The organism is Streptomyces sp. NPDC013157, from assembly GCF_042899865.1.
In the GTDB taxonomy this organism is placed as follows: domain Bacteria; phylum Actinomycetota; class Actinomycetes; order Streptomycetales; family Streptomycetaceae; genus Streptomyces.
In genome coordinates this window covers 15,821-31,051 of sequence record NZ_JBIBAK010000015.1, presented here as the reverse complement: position 1 = coordinate 31,051, position 15,231 = coordinate 15,821, and the positions used below count along the sequence as shown (strand labels likewise).

General features: G+C 70.0%; 14 protein-coding genes. 8 read left to right on the top strand and 6 right to left on the bottom strand.

The annotated features are described in order from the left end of the window. Positions 1–394 precede the first annotated feature (394 nt). A complete protein-coding gene (locus ACFY6U_RS35965) occupies positions 395–1,306 on the bottom strand; it encodes a M56 family metallopeptidase (protein WP_390045061.1) in 912 nt (303 codons plus the stop codon). Positions 1,307–1,664: 358 nt separating this feature from the next. Between ACFY6U_RS35965 and ACFY6U_RS35960 the strand changes: the two genes are divergently transcribed. Beyond that, positions 1,665–2,264 carry a cation transporter gene (locus ACFY6U_RS35960; protein ID WP_390045059.1) on the top strand — a complete coding sequence of 200 codons (600 nt, stop codon included), beginning with the start codon at positions 1,665–1,667 and terminating at the stop codon, positions 2,262–2,264. A gap of 236 nt (positions 2,265–2,500) precedes the next feature. On the opposite strand, the gene ACFY6U_RS35955 is transcribed toward ACFY6U_RS35960, so the two are convergent. Continuing rightward, complete coding sequence (locus ACFY6U_RS35955; protein WP_390045057.1) at positions 2,501–3,067, bottom strand: class I SAM-dependent methyltransferase; 567 nt, start codon at positions 3,065–3,067, stop codon at positions 2,501–2,503. A 132-nt stretch (positions 3,068–3,199) separates the two neighbouring features. Here ACFY6U_RS35955 and ACFY6U_RS35950 point away from each other — a divergent pair, with 132 nt between their 5' ends. Beyond that, positions 3,200–4,480 carry a sensor histidine kinase gene (locus ACFY6U_RS35950; protein WP_390045056.1) on the top strand — a complete coding sequence of 427 codons (1,281 nt, stop codon included), beginning with the start codon at positions 3,200–3,202 and terminating at the stop codon, positions 4,478–4,480. Beyond that, positions 4,477–5,163 carry a response regulator gene (locus ACFY6U_RS35945; protein ID WP_390045055.1) on the top strand — a complete coding sequence of 229 codons (687 nt, stop codon included), beginning with the start codon at positions 4,477–4,479 and terminating at the stop codon, positions 5,161–5,163. Before ACFY6U_RS35950 ends, ACFY6U_RS35945 begins: the two co-directional genes overlap by 4 nt. Before the next feature lie 148 nt (positions 5,164–5,311). Here the strand turns inward: ACFY6U_RS35945 and ACFY6U_RS35940 are convergent, their stop codons facing one another. Then, positions 5,312–5,467: a hypothetical protein gene (locus ACFY6U_RS35940; protein ID WP_390045053.1), complete on the bottom strand. Its 156-nt coding sequence runs from the start codon at positions 5,465–5,467 to the stop codon at positions 5,312–5,314. A gap of 163 nt (positions 5,468–5,630) precedes the next feature. Here ACFY6U_RS35940 and ACFY6U_RS35935 point away from each other — a divergent pair, with 163 nt between their 5' ends. After that, entirely contained in the window at positions 5,631–6,254 is a 624-nt protein-coding gene (locus ACFY6U_RS35935) for a prolyl oligopeptidase family serine peptidase (protein ID WP_390045474.1), read from the top strand. A 467-nt stretch (positions 6,255–6,721) separates the two neighbouring features. Here the strand turns inward: ACFY6U_RS35935 and ACFY6U_RS35930 are convergent, their stop codons facing one another. The 3 genes from ACFY6U_RS35930 to ACFY6U_RS35920 are packed head-to-tail and all read right to left on the bottom strand — an operon-like array spanning position 6,722 to position 10,328. After that, positions 6,722–8,035 carry an amino acid deaminase gene (locus ACFY6U_RS35930; RefSeq protein ID WP_390045052.1) on the bottom strand — a complete coding sequence of 438 codons (1,314 nt, stop codon included), beginning with the start codon at positions 8,033–8,035 and terminating at the stop codon, positions 6,722–6,724. A 20-nt stretch (positions 8,036–8,055) separates the two neighbouring features. Beyond that, entirely contained in the window at positions 8,056–9,186 is a 1,131-nt protein-coding gene (locus ACFY6U_RS35925) for an aminotransferase class V-fold PLP-dependent enzyme (RefSeq protein ID WP_390045050.1), read from the bottom strand. 44 nt (positions 9,187–9,230) lie between these two features. Then, entirely contained in the window at positions 9,231–10,328 is a 1,098-nt protein-coding gene (locus ACFY6U_RS35920; RefSeq protein ID WP_390045048.1) for a fatty acid desaturase, read from the bottom strand. A 247-nt stretch (positions 10,329–10,575) separates the two neighbouring features. Here ACFY6U_RS35920 and ACFY6U_RS35915 point away from each other — a divergent pair, with 247 nt between their 5' ends. From ACFY6U_RS35915 to ACFY6U_RS35900, 4 genes are all read left to right on the top strand, one after another. Then, positions 10,576–11,868 carry an ATP-grasp domain-containing protein gene (locus ACFY6U_RS35915; protein ID WP_390045046.1) on the top strand — a complete coding sequence of 431 codons (1,293 nt, stop codon included), beginning with the start codon at positions 10,576–10,578 and terminating at the stop codon, positions 11,866–11,868. Beyond that, the gene (locus tag ACFY6U_RS35910) at positions 11,861–13,111 is read left to right on the top strand and encodes an MFS transporter (protein WP_390045044.1); all 1,251 of its coding nucleotides are present in this window, start codon (positions 11,861–11,863) and stop codon (positions 13,109–13,111) included. Before ACFY6U_RS35915 ends, ACFY6U_RS35910 begins: the two co-directional genes overlap by 8 nt. 1 nt (position 13,112) lies before the next feature. After that, positions 13,113–14,210: a DUF1611 domain-containing protein gene (locus tag ACFY6U_RS35905; RefSeq protein ID WP_390045042.1), complete on the top strand. Its 1,098-nt coding sequence runs from the start codon at positions 13,113–13,115 to the stop codon at positions 14,208–14,210. Positions 14,211–14,310: 100 nt separating this feature from the next. Next, complete coding sequence (locus ACFY6U_RS35900; RefSeq protein WP_390045040.1) at positions 14,311–15,225, top strand: TauD/TfdA dioxygenase family protein; 915 nt, start codon at positions 14,311–14,313, stop codon at positions 15,223–15,225. The last annotated feature ends 6 nt before the right edge of the window (positions 15,226–15,231 follow it).

Genomic DNA, 15,231 nt, shown 5'->3' with positions numbered 1-15,231 from the left:
TGCGGATGTCCGTCAGGACCAGGCCGCCCCGGGCGGCCTCGGCCGACCGCACGACGGTGTCTGTCTCGAACAGGTGGACCGCCGCCGTGCCCGGTCCCGGCAGGACCACTGCCGCGGACAACGGTGCCGGTGTCACGGCCCGGGCCGCCGGGCCGGAGACGCGGGCGCCGTGCCGGTGTCAGTGAGCGGGGGGAGGCAGGCCGTACCCATGAGTACGATGCCGGAGACGATGGCGCGCCGGGACGAGCAGCCCGCCCGTGCCCATGCGGTGGTCTTCAGCGGCCCGGCCACGGCGCGCTCCGGCGGGCCGGCGTCGCGCCGCTCTCCCGGCGAAACGCAGGTTGTGGAAGGCGCCTTGATCAACCTGTTGGGGATGGTGCGGGTCCGCTGGGAGTCAGGGCACGCACGCCACCGTCAGGGGCAGCAGCGGAGCCAGGACCGTGGCCACGACGATGCCCAGCCATGCCACGCGGTGCGGCCGGGGCTGCGGTGCAAGGACGCGCCGCAGCCGGATGAGGACTCCCGAGCCGCCCGCCCCCAGGGCCGCCGTCGGCGCTCGTCCCGCCGCGACCTCGCACATCGCCGTCGCCAGCGTCTCCCTGGAGTGATGCCGCAGGGCGCGGTCGTCCGCGATCATCTCCAGCAGCAGGTTCGTCTGCTCTTTTGCGTGCCGGGCGAGCGGCAGACCGCGGAACGCGCGCGAGAACGCGTCCACCAGGATCTTCAACAGGTGATGCCTGCCCACGATGTGGGCGCGCTCGTGGTCCAGTACGGCGCGCAACTGCTCCTCGGTGAGGATGTCCAGCGCGCCGCTGGTGACGACCACGCGGGCGCGGCGTCCGGCCAGGCAGTACACCGCGGGAATGCCGTGGTCGACGATCGTGGCGCCGTACTCGGGCGCGGGTTCGCCGACGAGAGTGAGCATGTCCAGTTGACGGTTGCCGGCACGTCGCGCCCGCCAGGCGCACCGGACCAGCCATCCGACCGGCAGCAGGACGACCATGACGGGTGCCGCGATCGCCAGGGCGTCGTCGAAGGTGGGGGGCGCGCCGCCCGCCGACGAGGCGTCCGCGGGCAGTCCGCATGCGGTGAGCAGCCCGATCATTCCGTCGTGCACATGCTGTTCGGCCGTCACCGCGTGGTACACCGAAAGGGCGGTGGCGACGACGAACGTGACCATGAGGCCCTGCCACGCCAGCACAGCGACGGCCGGGGCCCGGTGCGCCCACGGGGCCCTGGCCAGCAGGGGCGGCACCACGGCACCCACCAGGACCGCGTATCCGGCCAACCCCGCGGCTGTGATCATGCGCTGCTCCGCCTCTTCACCGCTCGGAGCGCCGAGCGTAGCGCGTCCCACTTCCTCCGTACTCATCTGTTCCACGAAACCGGCCGGCGCGCCCGCCGGGTCCGGGTCGTCCGCGAGGACGTCCTCCTCCAGATCATGATCGGCGGGGTCGCCGGGGCACTGACGGCAGCCGCACCCTGGGCTTCTGCCTGATGTCCCCGGTCAGCTGCGGCTCCGGTCGGAGCCGCCGCAGCCGACCAGGGCGAACATCAACACAGCAGCGGGAGCGGCAAGCACGTCGCGCCGGGGCAGAGCGCGCATCGGGGCGTCTCAGGAACCCGCTGTGGAGAGACAGCCCAGGTTCTGGGAGGATCCCGCGGTGACCAGCACTGACGACGCCACCCGCAGGACGCTCGTCCGCCGCGGCCGTGCCCTGGAGTACACCACCCTCGGCTGGAACGTGATCGGCATCGTGGTGCTCGCCGTCGCCGCGACCGCGGCGAGATCCGTGGCGCTGGCCGGGTTCGGGCTGGACTCCCTGATCGAGATCGGCGCCTCCACCGTGGTGATCTGGGAACTGTCCGGTACCGGCGAGGACCGCCGGCGCTTCGCGCTGAAACTGATCGGTGTCGGTTTTGCGTTGCTGGCGGTGTACCTGCTGGTGCAGTCCACTTGGGTGCTGGCCACCGGCTTCCGGCCCCGTCACTCACCTCTGGGCATCGGCTGGACTGCGGTGACGGCGTTGGTGATGTTCACGCTTGCCGCAGGCAAGGCACGCACCGGCACCGCGCTGGACAACCCGGTACTCAAGACCGAGGGCCGGGTCACCCTGATCGACGGCCTGCTGGCCGCCTCCGTGCTGATCGGCCTCTTGCTGAACTCCGTGGCCGGCCTGTGGTGGGCCGACCCGGCCGCAGGATACGTGCTGGTCCACTACGCGCTGCGCGAGGTCAAGGAGATCTTCTTCGGCGAGCACTGAGCACCTGGGGGCGATGCCTGCCGGCCAAGCCGGACCGCAGGCGCAGTGGGCCGCTTCGGTGCGGGCCGTCCACATCGCACCGCCGCAGCCACTTCCGATTCCCTGCGTCCCGTCAGGGTCCCGACTACCGTCCTCGCCCGCCGATCAGACCGTCCGCCCCAGCCCGCGAGAGCAACCGCACGAGGCATGACCGCAGGTCGACGAGGCGCCCAACCGCGGATCACCGCACCCCCCAGTCAAGGCCGCTGGGTGGCCCGGTGCACGAAGGCGGGTGGCAGATTCGCCCACACCGTCTTCGAGCGTTCCAACCGGTCGAAACGGTTGGCCAGTTCGGCGGTGAAGTGACGGGCGGGCGGGGTCCAGGCCGCGTGCAGGTAGGCGAAGGTGGTGAACCAGGCACCGGGCGCGAGGACTTCGGTCACGGCATCCAGGATGTACCCGCGCCGGTTCTGCGGCATGACCGTCCAGGGCAGTCCGGAGACCACCGCGTCGACCGGTTCGCCCACCGCGGCGGCCAGGTCGGCGGCCGAGCCATGGACCACGGTCAGCCGGCTGTCGCGCCGGGTGACCGGCAGCCGGGCGGCGAGCACCGGGTTGAGCTCGACGGCGACCAGCCGTGCCCCGGGGGCGAGCCGGGCGAGGATCGCGTCGGTGAACACCCCGGTCCCCGGGCCGAGTTCGGCAACGGTCCGGGCCTGTTCCAGGCCGATGCCCTCGGTCATCGCGCACGCCAGCCGTCGTGAACTGGCCGCCACGGCGCCGGTCATGAGGGGCCGTCTGAGGAACTCGGTGGTGATCGACATGGCGGCCATGCTGGAAGCGCCCCGGGTGGCCGCACGTCGTGTCCCCGGCCGGTGTCCGTACGACTGCGGGAGGACCCGGTGACGCCCGCCAGGACGATGCCCCGGAGCGGTCCCCGGCCGTAGCGTGAGGCGGTGCACCGGCTGATCGAGACCCTGCCCCGCCTGCGGCGCGGACATCCGTGGCTGACGGACGTCCTGCTGGTCGTGCTGGTTGCCGTGCCCCCGGTGATCCGCCCGCAGCCGGGCTGGCGACCGGTCTGGGTACAGGCGGTCGTGTACGCGGCCCTGGTGCTGCCCCTGCTGTGGCGCCGCCGCCGGCCGGTGCTCGTCGCGGCCCTGGTGACGGCCGCGTTCTGGGCGCAGTACCTCGGACAGGTGTGGGGACAGGAACCGGGACGCGGCGCCGTCGCCCTGGCCGCGGTCCTGGCCACCCTCACGGTCCGCGGCCTGCGCCGGGCCGCCGCGGCCACGGTGATCTGTGCCGCCGGCTGTGTACTGCTGTGGATTCCCGCGTGGCAGCGGGACTACGGGGGCCCGGGTGCCCGCGGTGCCTGGCTCACCCCGCTCGCCGTGGGCCTCCTGCTGGCCGGGGCCTGGGTGTTCGGCGAGTACGTCCGTGCCCGGCGCGCCTATGTCGCCGAGTTCGAGCGGCGGGCCGCGCTCGCCGAGTCGGAACGTCTCGCCCTGGCCCGGTTCGCCGTCGCCGAGGAGCGGGCCCGCATCGCCCGCGAGATCCACGACGTCCTCGCACACAGTGTGAGCGTGATGGTGCTGAACGCCGAGGGCGGCAGGCTGATGCGGCACACCGACCCCGCGGTCGTCGACCGCACCCTCGGCGTCATCAGCGCGACCGGCCGCGACGCCCTGGACGAACTGCGCCGGCTGCTCGAGGTGCTGCGCACCCCCGACGCGGACGCCTCGTCCGGCGCCCCCGGACCCGGCAACGGTGGGGCCAGAGCCGGTGATTCCCTCTTTGCCGATCTGCGGCGGCTGGTCGGACGCCTCAACACGAACGGCACGCGCGCCCGGCTGGACCTTCGCGGAGAGCCGGGCGGCCTTCCGGCGGATCTCACCGTGCAGACGTACCGCATCGTGCAGGAGGCGCTCACCAACGTCGTCAAGCACGCGCCGCCGAACGCCACGATCCACGTACGGGTCGACACCGGTACCGAGGGCCCCGGACGGCTGGTCCGCGTCCGGGTGGAGAACTCGGCCGGAGCAGGAGCCGGAGCGGGAGCCGTCCCGGAACGCCCCGCCCGACTGCACGCCCGCGGTCACGGACTCACCGGCATGCGCGAACGCACCGCCTTGTACGGCGGGAGCGTCGACGCCGGACCCACACCCGACGGGGGCTACCGGGTCACCGCCTCCCTGCGCCCCACCGAGCCCGAGCCCACCCCGGCGACCCCATGACCGGCCCGGCCCCCACCTCGCCACCGTCGCGGGTGCTGATCTGCGACGACCAGGAACTGATCCGGATGGGACTGCGCATGGTCGTCGACAGCCAGCCCGATCTCACCGTGGTGGGCGAGGCCGCCGACGGCGACGCGGCGATCGCGGGTGTGGCCGCCCTGGAGCCGGACCTCGTCCTGATGGACGTACGCATGCCCGGCCTGGACGGGCTCGCCGCGACCGAACACCTCTGCGCGCAGCCCCATGCGCCCCGGATCCTCGTCGTCACCACCTTCGACCTCGACGAGTACGCCTACGCGGCCCTGCGGGCCGGCGCGAACGGCTTCCTCGTCAAGGACGCGCCCGCCGAGGAGATCCTGGTGACCGTCCGGGCGGTGCTGCGGGGCGAGGTCACGGTGGCGCCCTCACTCACCCGGCGCCTGGTCGAACGCTTCGTCCTGCAATCCCCCACGTCCGTGCCCGCCCAGCGCAGCCGCCTGGCCGCGCTCACCGAGCGGGAACGGGAGGTCCTCGCCCTGGTCGCCCGGGGACTGGCCAACGGCGAGATCGCCGACCGTCTCTTCGTCGGGGAGACGACCGTCAAGACCCACCTCGGCCGCGTCCTGACCAAACTCGGCCTCCGCGACCGTATCCACGCAGTGATCTTCGCCTACGAGAGCGGGCTGGTACGGGCCGGGGACTGAACGGCCGTCTCTGCGACTCACGCCCAGCGGATTCACCTACCAACGCGCAGATGCTCTGTCCCGGGCTTTGCCCGGGGCCGAAAGGCTTGACGCAACCCCGAGCCCGGGTCAGCAAGCCGACCCGGGCTCGGGAGCGCGATTCAGGTGCTCAGTCGTATGCGTTGAACTCTGCGATCGACCACCAGGTGTCAGCGCTACCGGTGTTGACCACCTTGATGTAGCGCGCCGTCTGCGTCGCGAAGGTCACGGCTTCGATCTGCCGGCCGTCCGAGCTGAGGGCGACGACCGTCGCCGGACGGCACACGGGTGGCGTACCGCAGGTTCGTGCCCGGGCGGGTCCCGGACGAGCATCGCTCCGCCGTGGTGGTGGCCAACGCGGTCAGCGGTGAGGAGATCCACGTCGTCGGTGATCTGGAACACCTCTACGAGGCTCCGCGGTTCACCTATGACGGCGGGCCCGGGACGACATCGATGCCTCACGTATCGCGCTCGCCGGCGGCTCGTACGGCGGGTACATGGTGGACCGGGTCGCCACCGGCACGGACCGGTTCAAGGCGATCGTCAGCCATGCGGGTCTGAGGGACCTGCGGATGTTTCAGGGCGACACCGATGCGCCCTGGTACTTCCAGCGGATCTTCGGCGACCCGCTGACCCGCCCCGAGCGGTACGAGGCCGACTCGCCGCACCTGGAGGTCGCGAAGATCCGTACCCCGATGCTGGTCATCCACGGCGCGAAGGACTACCGCGTGCCCATCGGGCAGGGCGCCGCGCTCATCCAGGAGCTTCAGCGGCACGAAGTCCCCGACAAGTACCTCTACTTCCCGGACGAGAACCACTGGATCCTGAGGCCGAACCACACGCGCCTGTGGTACGAGACGTTCCTCAACTTCGGTAGGCCGCGGCGGCGAGGTAGGCGGTCGACGCACGAAGCTCATGCCGCCGAGCCCGGGGAGGGCGCCCCGTCAGATGACGCCCGCGTCATTCCGTCGCCCCGCGAACCACATTTCGTCGGTAGTCCTCCTCCAACGGGGGATCGGGGTCTTCGTCTTCGTCGTCCAGCAGGATTCCGGTCATGTCGACGGGAGGAGTGACCATGCCGATCCGGCCGCCGGCGGCTCGGTTTCGGCGGCCGGAGTGATCGGGTGGGGTGGTAGGTGGTGGCGTTGCGCGCGCGCCACCCCATTCCCTTTGTATACCGCCGAGTGCCTTCACAGTGCCTCTCCTCCGGTTGCTTTTGTGATGGTTCGCATCGGCCCGTAGTGCGATCGGTTCCAGGCCCTCATCCATGAGGGAGGGCAGGAGCCGGAGGACGGGTGGTCCCGCCCGACCACCGCGCGGGGGTCGCGGCGGAAGGGCGGAACCGGTTCACGGGGGATTTGGTGATCGAACCTGAGGTGCGGTCAGGGGGTCCGTTGGTTCACCCAGCGCCGAAGCCCATCAGGCCAGGTCACAGGACGCGTAGTGCGGTCAGCGGGTGCGGCCCTGGCGGGGCCGGACATGGAGGTGTGCAGGGCCGCGAGCAGTCGACGGCCCTTCCAAAAGGCCGCGGGGCGGCGCATCAGAAGAACGTCCGGACGAAGTCGACGACCGTCTCGTCCCGTGTCACCGGGATCAGCTGCCACTTGTCGAAGGCCGTGCAGGGGAAGGCGAGGCCCAGGCGGATCCAGTCCCCGATCCTGACGTCGTTGCCGGGCGCGAGGCGGACGAAGGCGTGCTGGTCGTTGACTGCGGTGACGACACAGTCACGCAGCTCGTGGGTCGTACCGTCGTCGCGGCGGACGGCCTGCGGCTCGGGCAGCCAGGCGTCGAAGGACAAGTCCCGTTTGCCGGCCGTGATGAGCGCGAGGCCCGCCTCGGGCATCGAGGTCACCCGGCCCCAGGCGTGCAGCGCGGGGCGCAGCTCCCGCTCGGTGTCATCCGCCCGGGAGAAGGGCGACATCCAGCGGTAGAAGCCGTCGTCGTGGGCGATGTAGCAGCCGCTGCGCAGCACCGGCAGGACGTTCATTCCCGGCTTCCAGGGCCGCGTGAGGGCGTCGGTCACCTGGTCGAAGAAGCAGCTGCCGCCTGCCGTCACCATGATGGTGTCGGTCTCGAACAGGCCCTCGTCGTGGAGCCGAGTGGTGACCTCGCGCAGCCGGTTCAGGAAGTCGTTGATCACACAGAGGCTGTACGGCGACGGGTCATTGACCAGCACGCCCTCGTAGCCGCCGACGCCGACGAGACGCAGTGCGGGGCTCGCGTGGACGGCACGTGCGGTGGCCAGGGCGTCCTCGACGGTGCGGGCGCCGGCGCGGCCGCCCGTCCTGCCGAGCTCGACGATGACCTCGAGGGGCCGGGACGGCGCGGGCTCCAGTGCCGCGAGGATCTTGTGCATCCTTTCGGCGACCTCGGGTGAGTCGGCGAAGCAGATGAACCGGTAGGACGGGTCGCCGTCCAGTTCCTCGGTGACCCAGCGCAGCGACGGTGCGTCTACCAGTTCGTTGGCGAAGAGGACGGTGGAGACGCCGAAGTGGCGGTACACCCGTAGTTGGGCGGTGTTGGCGGCGGTCAGTCCCCAGGAACCCGCGTCGAGTTGGCGTTCCCAGAGCTGGGGGGCCATGGTCGTCTTGGCGTGGGGGGCGAGTTCGACGCCGCGTTCGGCGCACCACTTGGCCAGAACTTGCACGTTGTGCTCAAGGGCGTCAGCGTCGATGGTCATGAGTGGGCCGACGAAGCCGTCGTCGAAGACGTTGAGGCGGCGGGCCGCGACCTCGGCGACAGTGCTGCCCTCGGCTGACACAGGGAGTCCTTTGAAGCGCCAGTCGATCCGCTCCTCTGCGAGCGCTCTGACGGCGTCCTTGTCGATTTGTTCGATGGGGGCGGGGTGAGGCACGGGTTCTCCCTCGGTGACCGTCAACGGATCACTTCTCGTAGTGCTCGGGCGAACACCTCGATGTCTTGGGGCGAGGTGTAGTGGTGCGGTGAGACGCGCACACCGTGGGCGACGCCCTGCCCGGGTAGGTAGAGCGGGGTGTGGTTGCCCTGTGCCACCCACACGCTGACGCCGCGGGCGGCGAGCTCGTCACGGATCCGTGACGCGGGCATCAGTTCACAGACGAAGGTGACGATGGAGGCGTGCCGTGTCCCGGGGTCGATCAGCCGGGTGCTGGGCAGTTCGTCGACGATGCACCGGACCGCGTCGCGCGGACTCGGTCCGGTGCCGGGCCCGTCGGAGCCGGCCAGGTGGTGCTGGAGCGCCGCTTCGAGGCCCCGGACGGCGGCCGCCGAGCGTTCCGCGTATTCGAAGCGCCGGGCGCTCTCGGTGTGTACCTCGTAGTTGTCGGCCGATGTCATGTCGGCGACGTGGAGGTCGTGGAAGACGGGAGCGGCGACGGCCCGCAGGCGGGGGCCGATGGCGGCGAATCCGGTGCCCCGCGGCCCGCACAGGAACTTGCGTCCTGCGCCGGTGAGCAGGTCGCAGCCGATCTCGCGCACAGAGACGTCGAGTTGGCCGACCGACTGGCAGGCGTCCACGAGGTAGAGGCATGGCCACGGGGCGAGGATGCGGCCGATCTCCTCCACCGGGTTCACGATTCCGCAGCCGGACGGGACGTGCGGGACGGAGACCGCCACCACGTCCTCGCGGATGTTGCGGCGCATCCACTCGAGGTCGAGGTCCCCGGACGGGGTCAGGGGGACGACCTCGATGCGCAGGCCGGTTCGCCTGCGCAGCTCGGTCCAAAGGATGAGACTGCCGGCGTACTCGTAGGGGGTGATCCAGACGCGGTCGGCGCCGGTGAAGCGCAGTGCGTCCACGGCAGAGCTCCAAGCGCGGGTGGCGCTGTCGAAGAGGGCCAGGTCGTCGACGGGTGCGTCGAGTACTTGGGCCAGCGCCTCGTAGACGCCCTTTTCCAGGGTGGCCTCGTGGCGACGTTCCGTCTCGTAAGCGCCCTCGGCGGCCTCCTCCGCCAGGTGGGCGGTCATGGTCTCCACGACCTCTGCGGACATCAGGCCGGCACCGGCGGTGTTGAGGTGCACGGGCATCCGCTGACTCCTTCGTTGGACGAGGGGGTGGGGCATGAGGTGAGTCAGAGGATGCGGGCGAGCGCGGCGGCCTCGGCGAAGGAGCCACCGTCGTCGATCAGCGCGGGATCACCCCCGAGGCGGCGCCAGCGGCGGTACTTCGACGCGTAGCTCAGCAGCGTCTCCTGGTTTTCACGGCCGCGCGAGCGGGTGAGGACACCGGCCCAGAGGCCGTCCCAGCGGGCATAACCGGGGTCCTGGAGCAGCACCTGGTGGGCACGCTTCATGTTCCAGAACGGCACACCGGTGTTGAGGTGGTGCACCAGGTGATAGTTGTCGTGGTGCCGGCCGAGCAGGAAGCGCTCGATGGCCCAGCCGTGCCGGTTGCGGGTCATCAACTTCTGCCGAGACTCGCTCTCCGGCAGGGGATAGTGCTCGGCCAGCTCCGACAGCCAGCCGATGGCCACGGCCGTGGTGAACAGGGGCACGAACCAGAACAGCACCAGCTGAAGCAGCCAGCCCTGCCAAGCGCACACACCGACGATCGCACCCCACTGCAGGAGCAGCAGTGCGCGCTCGGTGCTCTGCCGGATCGGCATTGACACCGAGACGTTCTCGTTGAAGAGGATGCGGTCGCGCACGACGTAGGTGACGTACTGGGGGGCGCGCAGGCCCAGCAGGGCCGAGGCGATGTTGCGGGCGAAGAAGCGGGCGTCGGAGACCCGGTGGTCGTAGATGCCGATGTCCCGGTGGAACTGGTAGTCGGGATCCTTCTCCGGGTCGCCGAGGAACCGGTGGTGGAAGCCGATGTGGGAGTTGCGGTACGGGTTGTACATGTGCAGCACCAGGTAGCCCGAGAACACGGTGCCGAGTACGAGATTGAGTCGCCCACTGTGGGCGAGCACCTTGTGCGAGGACTCGTGCAGCAGGTTCACGAAGGCCCGCTGGGTGGAGCCGATGAGCACGATGGCGAGCGGATAGAACCAGTAGGAGACGCCGACACACGCGTAGATCGACGCTGCCAGCAGCAGGTAGTCGCCGATCAGGGCGAGCGGGGCGTGGTGGTTGTCGACGGTGCACAGCGCTCTCAGCTGTTTTCGCACTCCAGGGTCGAGTCTGTTGAAGTCAAGACTCAGATCCTCGTTCTGTATGGACGTCGTCATTTCTTCTTCTCCAGGACCGGTGGACGCAGGGCGAGTACGAGGCGAAGCGAGGCTTGAGCGTACGAGTCAGGCACATTCTTGGCAAGTGATTGTCAATCTTGGTTCGGCTCCCATCTGGCATTATGCCAAGTTGACCTGCAGCGATGGAGAGATCGGGAGGGAATGAAGAGCCCTCCGTTGCGAGGCGGTAGGCAATTTTCCTTCAAGGGATTGCCTCATGCGGCACACATCTGGCAGTGTTCTTGCCATGAAGCCACGTGTACTGGTCCTGGGCGATCAGCAAACCCTGGTCGACGCGGCCGTCGCGCTGGGAGCCGAGGTGTGGTGGGCACAGCGCCCCGACCGTGTGCGGCCCGCCGAGGCCGCCGCTCCGGTCGTGACCCTGCTGACCGACTACACCGAGCCGGCGTTTGTCGACCTCGTCGCGCATCTGCACGCGTACCGGCCGTTCGACGCGGTCGTGAGCATTCAAGAGCACGCCCTGTTGTCGCTCGCCGCCCTCAACGATCGGTTGGGGCTGCGCGGGCCGCGCCATGACACGGTCCGCCTCGTCACCGACAAATGGGCCATGCGCACGGCACTCGCCGAGTGCGGAGTGAGTCCGGTGGCGGCCGCTCTAGGGCGGACGGTCGACGACCTGCGCGCGTTCGGTGCCGAGCACGGCTTCCCCTTCATCGCCAAGCCGGTCTCGGCAACCGGCAGCTTCGGAGTCGTCCTGGTCCAGCCGGACCGGGTGGACGAGATCGCCGAGCGGTTCGCCGACAGCGGGGCGGGCGCCTTCCTCCTCGAGGAGTACCTCGAAGGACCCGAGATCAGCGCTGAGTCATTCACCTTCGCTGGCCGGCACGTCGTGCTCGCCCTCACCGACAAGTCGACCGGCGACGGTTTCGTGGAGGCCGGGCACACCGTTCCCGCCGAGTTGGACGAGGCCGTCGTCACTGACGTGGTTGACCTGGTCGGGACGTTCTTGGACGTGATCGGCCTCACCGACGGGCCGTCGCACGTCGAGGTGAAGCTGACTGCCGCCGGTCCACGGATCGTCGAAGGGCACTGCCGGCGCGGTGGCGACCGGATCAACGAACTGGTCCGCCTCGCCCACGGGGTGGACATGGAAGCCCTGAGCGTGTCATGGGCGCTGGGCCTGGCCGAACCCCTGGCCGGGCCGCCGCCGTTGCTGCGCGGCTCGGCGATCAGGTTTGCTGAGGCCCCCTGTGGCGAACTCGAAGCGGTGACCGGCCAGGAGAAGGTCGTCGCCGATCCAGCGGTGACCGAGCTGCGCGTACTCCACGAGGTCGGACAGCGCATCGGGCCGGTGCGCTGGTCGGGCGACCGGGCCGCGTACGTCATCGCCACCGGGGACACCTCGGCCGAGGCGGCGGACAACGCCGCGGCGGGCGTGGCGCGGTTGGTCTTCACCGTGACCCCGCAGTCGGCAGTGGAGCCCGCGCACCGGATGTCCGACGAGCGGGAGATCAGCCGCGAGAACGACCTCTCCCGGCTCGTTGGCTACCAGCGGACAGACGGCGCCGACGATGACTGAGACGGTCGAACGGACGGGTGCCGCCTTCAGGTTGAGCGAGAGGGCGCTGCGGCGCACCCTCGGCGTCAACTACCTGTGCTGCCAGTTCGGCAAGTTCTCCCTGATGCCGGTGCTGGCCGTGATGCTGGCCCGTGGCAGCGGAGGCAGCGCGTCGGCTGCCGGGTTCGACATGTTCGCGTTCCTGATGTGCGTGGGTTTGTCCTCGCTGCTGATCAGCCGCTGGCTGCCGAGATTGCCGTACGCCGTGAGCATGGCGGCGGGCATGGTCTGCTCGGGCGCCGGATTCGGAACCCTGGCTTTCACCGACCGTCCGGTGTCTGTGCTGCTCGCGCTGTGCCTGGCCGGGTTTGGCAACAGCGTCCACGGAGTGTTGGTCCGCGTGCTGGTGGCGGAAAGCCTCACCGCCGAGTCGGCGCGCAACACCGTCTACGGCATCCTCCAGATCGCTACCAACGCCGCCGCCGCGCTAGGCCCGTTCATCGCCGGAGTGCTCTACGTTGCGGGCGACAACCGGTCGCTGCTCGCCTTCGTCGGTATCGCCTACCTGGCCGCGGCCGTGTCGCTCCTCGTCGGCCTGCCGTTCGGGCTACGACCGCCGAGGACGCTGCGGCGCATCGACGGGGTCCGCGCCCGGATGCGTACGCTGCGGGATCCGCAGTGTCTGCGCGCCCTCGCGCTCACGGCGGTCGGGGCCTTCGCCTACGGGCAGTTCTACTCCGCGTTCGCGCTCTTCGTCGCCTTGGCGGTCGAGCCCGCGATGCTCCGCGCGGTGCTGCTCGGCGGGCCCCCGATCCTCATCGTGCTGTTCCAGTCCGGGGTGACCGCCCTGACGAACCGGAGACTCCGGGCCGGTATGGCTCCGCAGGAGCTCCTGGCCATCGCGGTGGCCGCCTTCGGCTCCGGAATCGTGCTGCTCGGCGTCGGCCTGCCCGTCGTCGCCGGGGCGGCTCTGGCAGTGGCGGTGTTCGCGTTCGCCGAAATGCTGTTCGGTCCGATGGTCAGTATCGCTTTCAACCGCCTCACCAACGTTTCCCCCATCACCTCCTCCAACTTCCAAGGCATCTCGCTGACCACCGGCGAGGCCCTCGGATCGCTGTCCGGCGGAGCTGTCTTCCTGGCCTGCTACCACCACGGCGCGGGTGACTGGTACTGGCTCGCGCTCGGCGCGGCCACGCTTGCCGGCGCCGGTCTCCACTTCGCACGAGCCCGAATCACCCCCGAACGACCCGAGGAAGGGCATTGACATGGAACACCTGAAGCGCATCGCGATTCTCGCCGAGGACGAGATCACCCCGAGCCCGGCCAAGACCTTGATGGGCATCCTGCGGTACCGGTCCGACCGGGTGGTCGCCGTGGTCGACCGCCACAACGACGGCCGGGACACCGGCGACGCGGTCGGTCAGGGCCTCGGCACCGGGATCCCGATCGTTGCGGATGTCGACGCTGCGATGGCCTTCAAGCCGGACGCGGTCCTGCTGGGTGCCGAGCCCACCGGCGGCATTCTGCCGCCGAGTTGGCGGGCCATGGTCCTCGACGCGGTCGGCCGGGGCCTCGACGTGATCAACGGCCTGCACACCATGCTCGGGGAGGACGCCGAGATCGTCGCCGTGGCCGAGCGCACCGGCGCCACGCTCTGGGACGTCCGCCGTGAGCCCACGGAGCGCTACACCGTCGAGTTCATGCCGGACGGCAAGCCGGTCTTCGAGATCGCGACGCACCGTCCGGGCACGCGGACCGTGCTCACGGTCGGCACCGACTGCGGCATCGGCAAGATGACCACGATGCTCGAGATCGAGAAGGAGGCGCTGCGCCGCGAGCTCGCGGCGAAATTCGTCGCGACCGGGCAGATCGGGACCATGATCACCGGCCGTGGTGTCTCGATCGACGCGATCATGGTCGACTACGTCGCCAAGATCATCGAGGAGGAGACCCTCTCCGCGCTGGAGGAGAGCGAACTCGTCCTGGTCGAGGGCCAGGGCGCGCTGAACCACCCGCGTGGCTCCGGTGGTCCGCTGTTCTTGATGCACGGCAGCCGCGCCGACTCACTGATCCTGTGCCATGACCTGAGCCGTCCGACCATCAAGCTGCTGCCGGACTTCCCGCTCCCGTCGCTGGAACGCTCAATCGAGATGCACGCGGAGGGCGCGAGCTGGGTGTGGCCGGAGGGCCGCTGCCCGGTCGTCGGCATCTCGCTGATCACCCGAGGTCTCTCCGACGAACAGGCCCGCGAGGAGATCGCCAAGATCGAGGCGGCCACCGGCCTGCCCACCACCGACGTGGTCCGTTACCCGGATGGTGCCGCAAAGCTCCTGGACGCGATCCTCGCCGGCCCGACCGCCTGAGCGCACCCCTCTCTCCGGCCTTCTGCCACCCCTTGGCCCACCCCTCTCCCCAGAACTCTTGACCGAAATACGACGAAGTCGACGAGAAGGAGACGATGAAGTGTCCGAGACCCTGACACGAGAGCACACCGGTGTCGAGATCGCCCGCGTGGCGGGCAACATCGGTGCCGAGATCAGCGGCGTGAACGCCGCGGAGGAGCTGCCGGAGCCGGTTGTCGCCGAGCTGCGTCAGGCCCTGCTGACCCACAAGGTCATCTTCTTGCGCGACCAGGACCTCGCCTACGACCAGCTCGTCGCCTTCGGCCGTCGCCTGGGCACCCTGACCCTGGGCCACCCGATCTACGGCGGCCCCGAGGGCTTCCCGCACCTGCGGGAGATGGACTCCATGGGCGAGGGGACCCGTGCCAACTACTGGCACGCGGACTTCACGTACATGGAGAACCCGCCGGCGTTCGCGATCCTGCACAACGTCGTCTGCCCGCCGGTGGGCGGCGACACCATGTGGGCCGACACCGCCCTGGCGTACCGCAACCTGCCGGCGGGGCTGCGCAAGCTCGCCGACGGCCTGCGCGTGATCCACAGCAACGACTCCGACTTCACCGACGCCACCTACGACGGTGACGTGAAGGACAGCTACCTCAAGAACGTGTTCAGCGCCGAGCACCCCGCGGTGCGCGTGCACCCGGAGACCGGTGAGAAGGCGCTGATGCTCGGTGGGTTCGCCCGTCGCGTCGTCGGCTACAGCCCGCAGGGCGGCCGGGACATCCTGCGTGCCCTCACCGAGTACGCCACCCTCCCCGAGCACACGGTGCGCTGGCGTTGGCGCAAGGGCGACCTGGTCATCTGGGACAACCAGGCGACCCTGCACTACGCCATCCGGGACTACACCGAGCACCGGCGCGGCGAGCGTGTCACCGTCGCCGGTCCGACGACCGTCGGCGTGGACGGCCTGCCGGGCTACGCGATCCACGGCAACACCGTGGAGTTCGGCGCCGGCGGGGCGCAGACCATGTGATTCCGG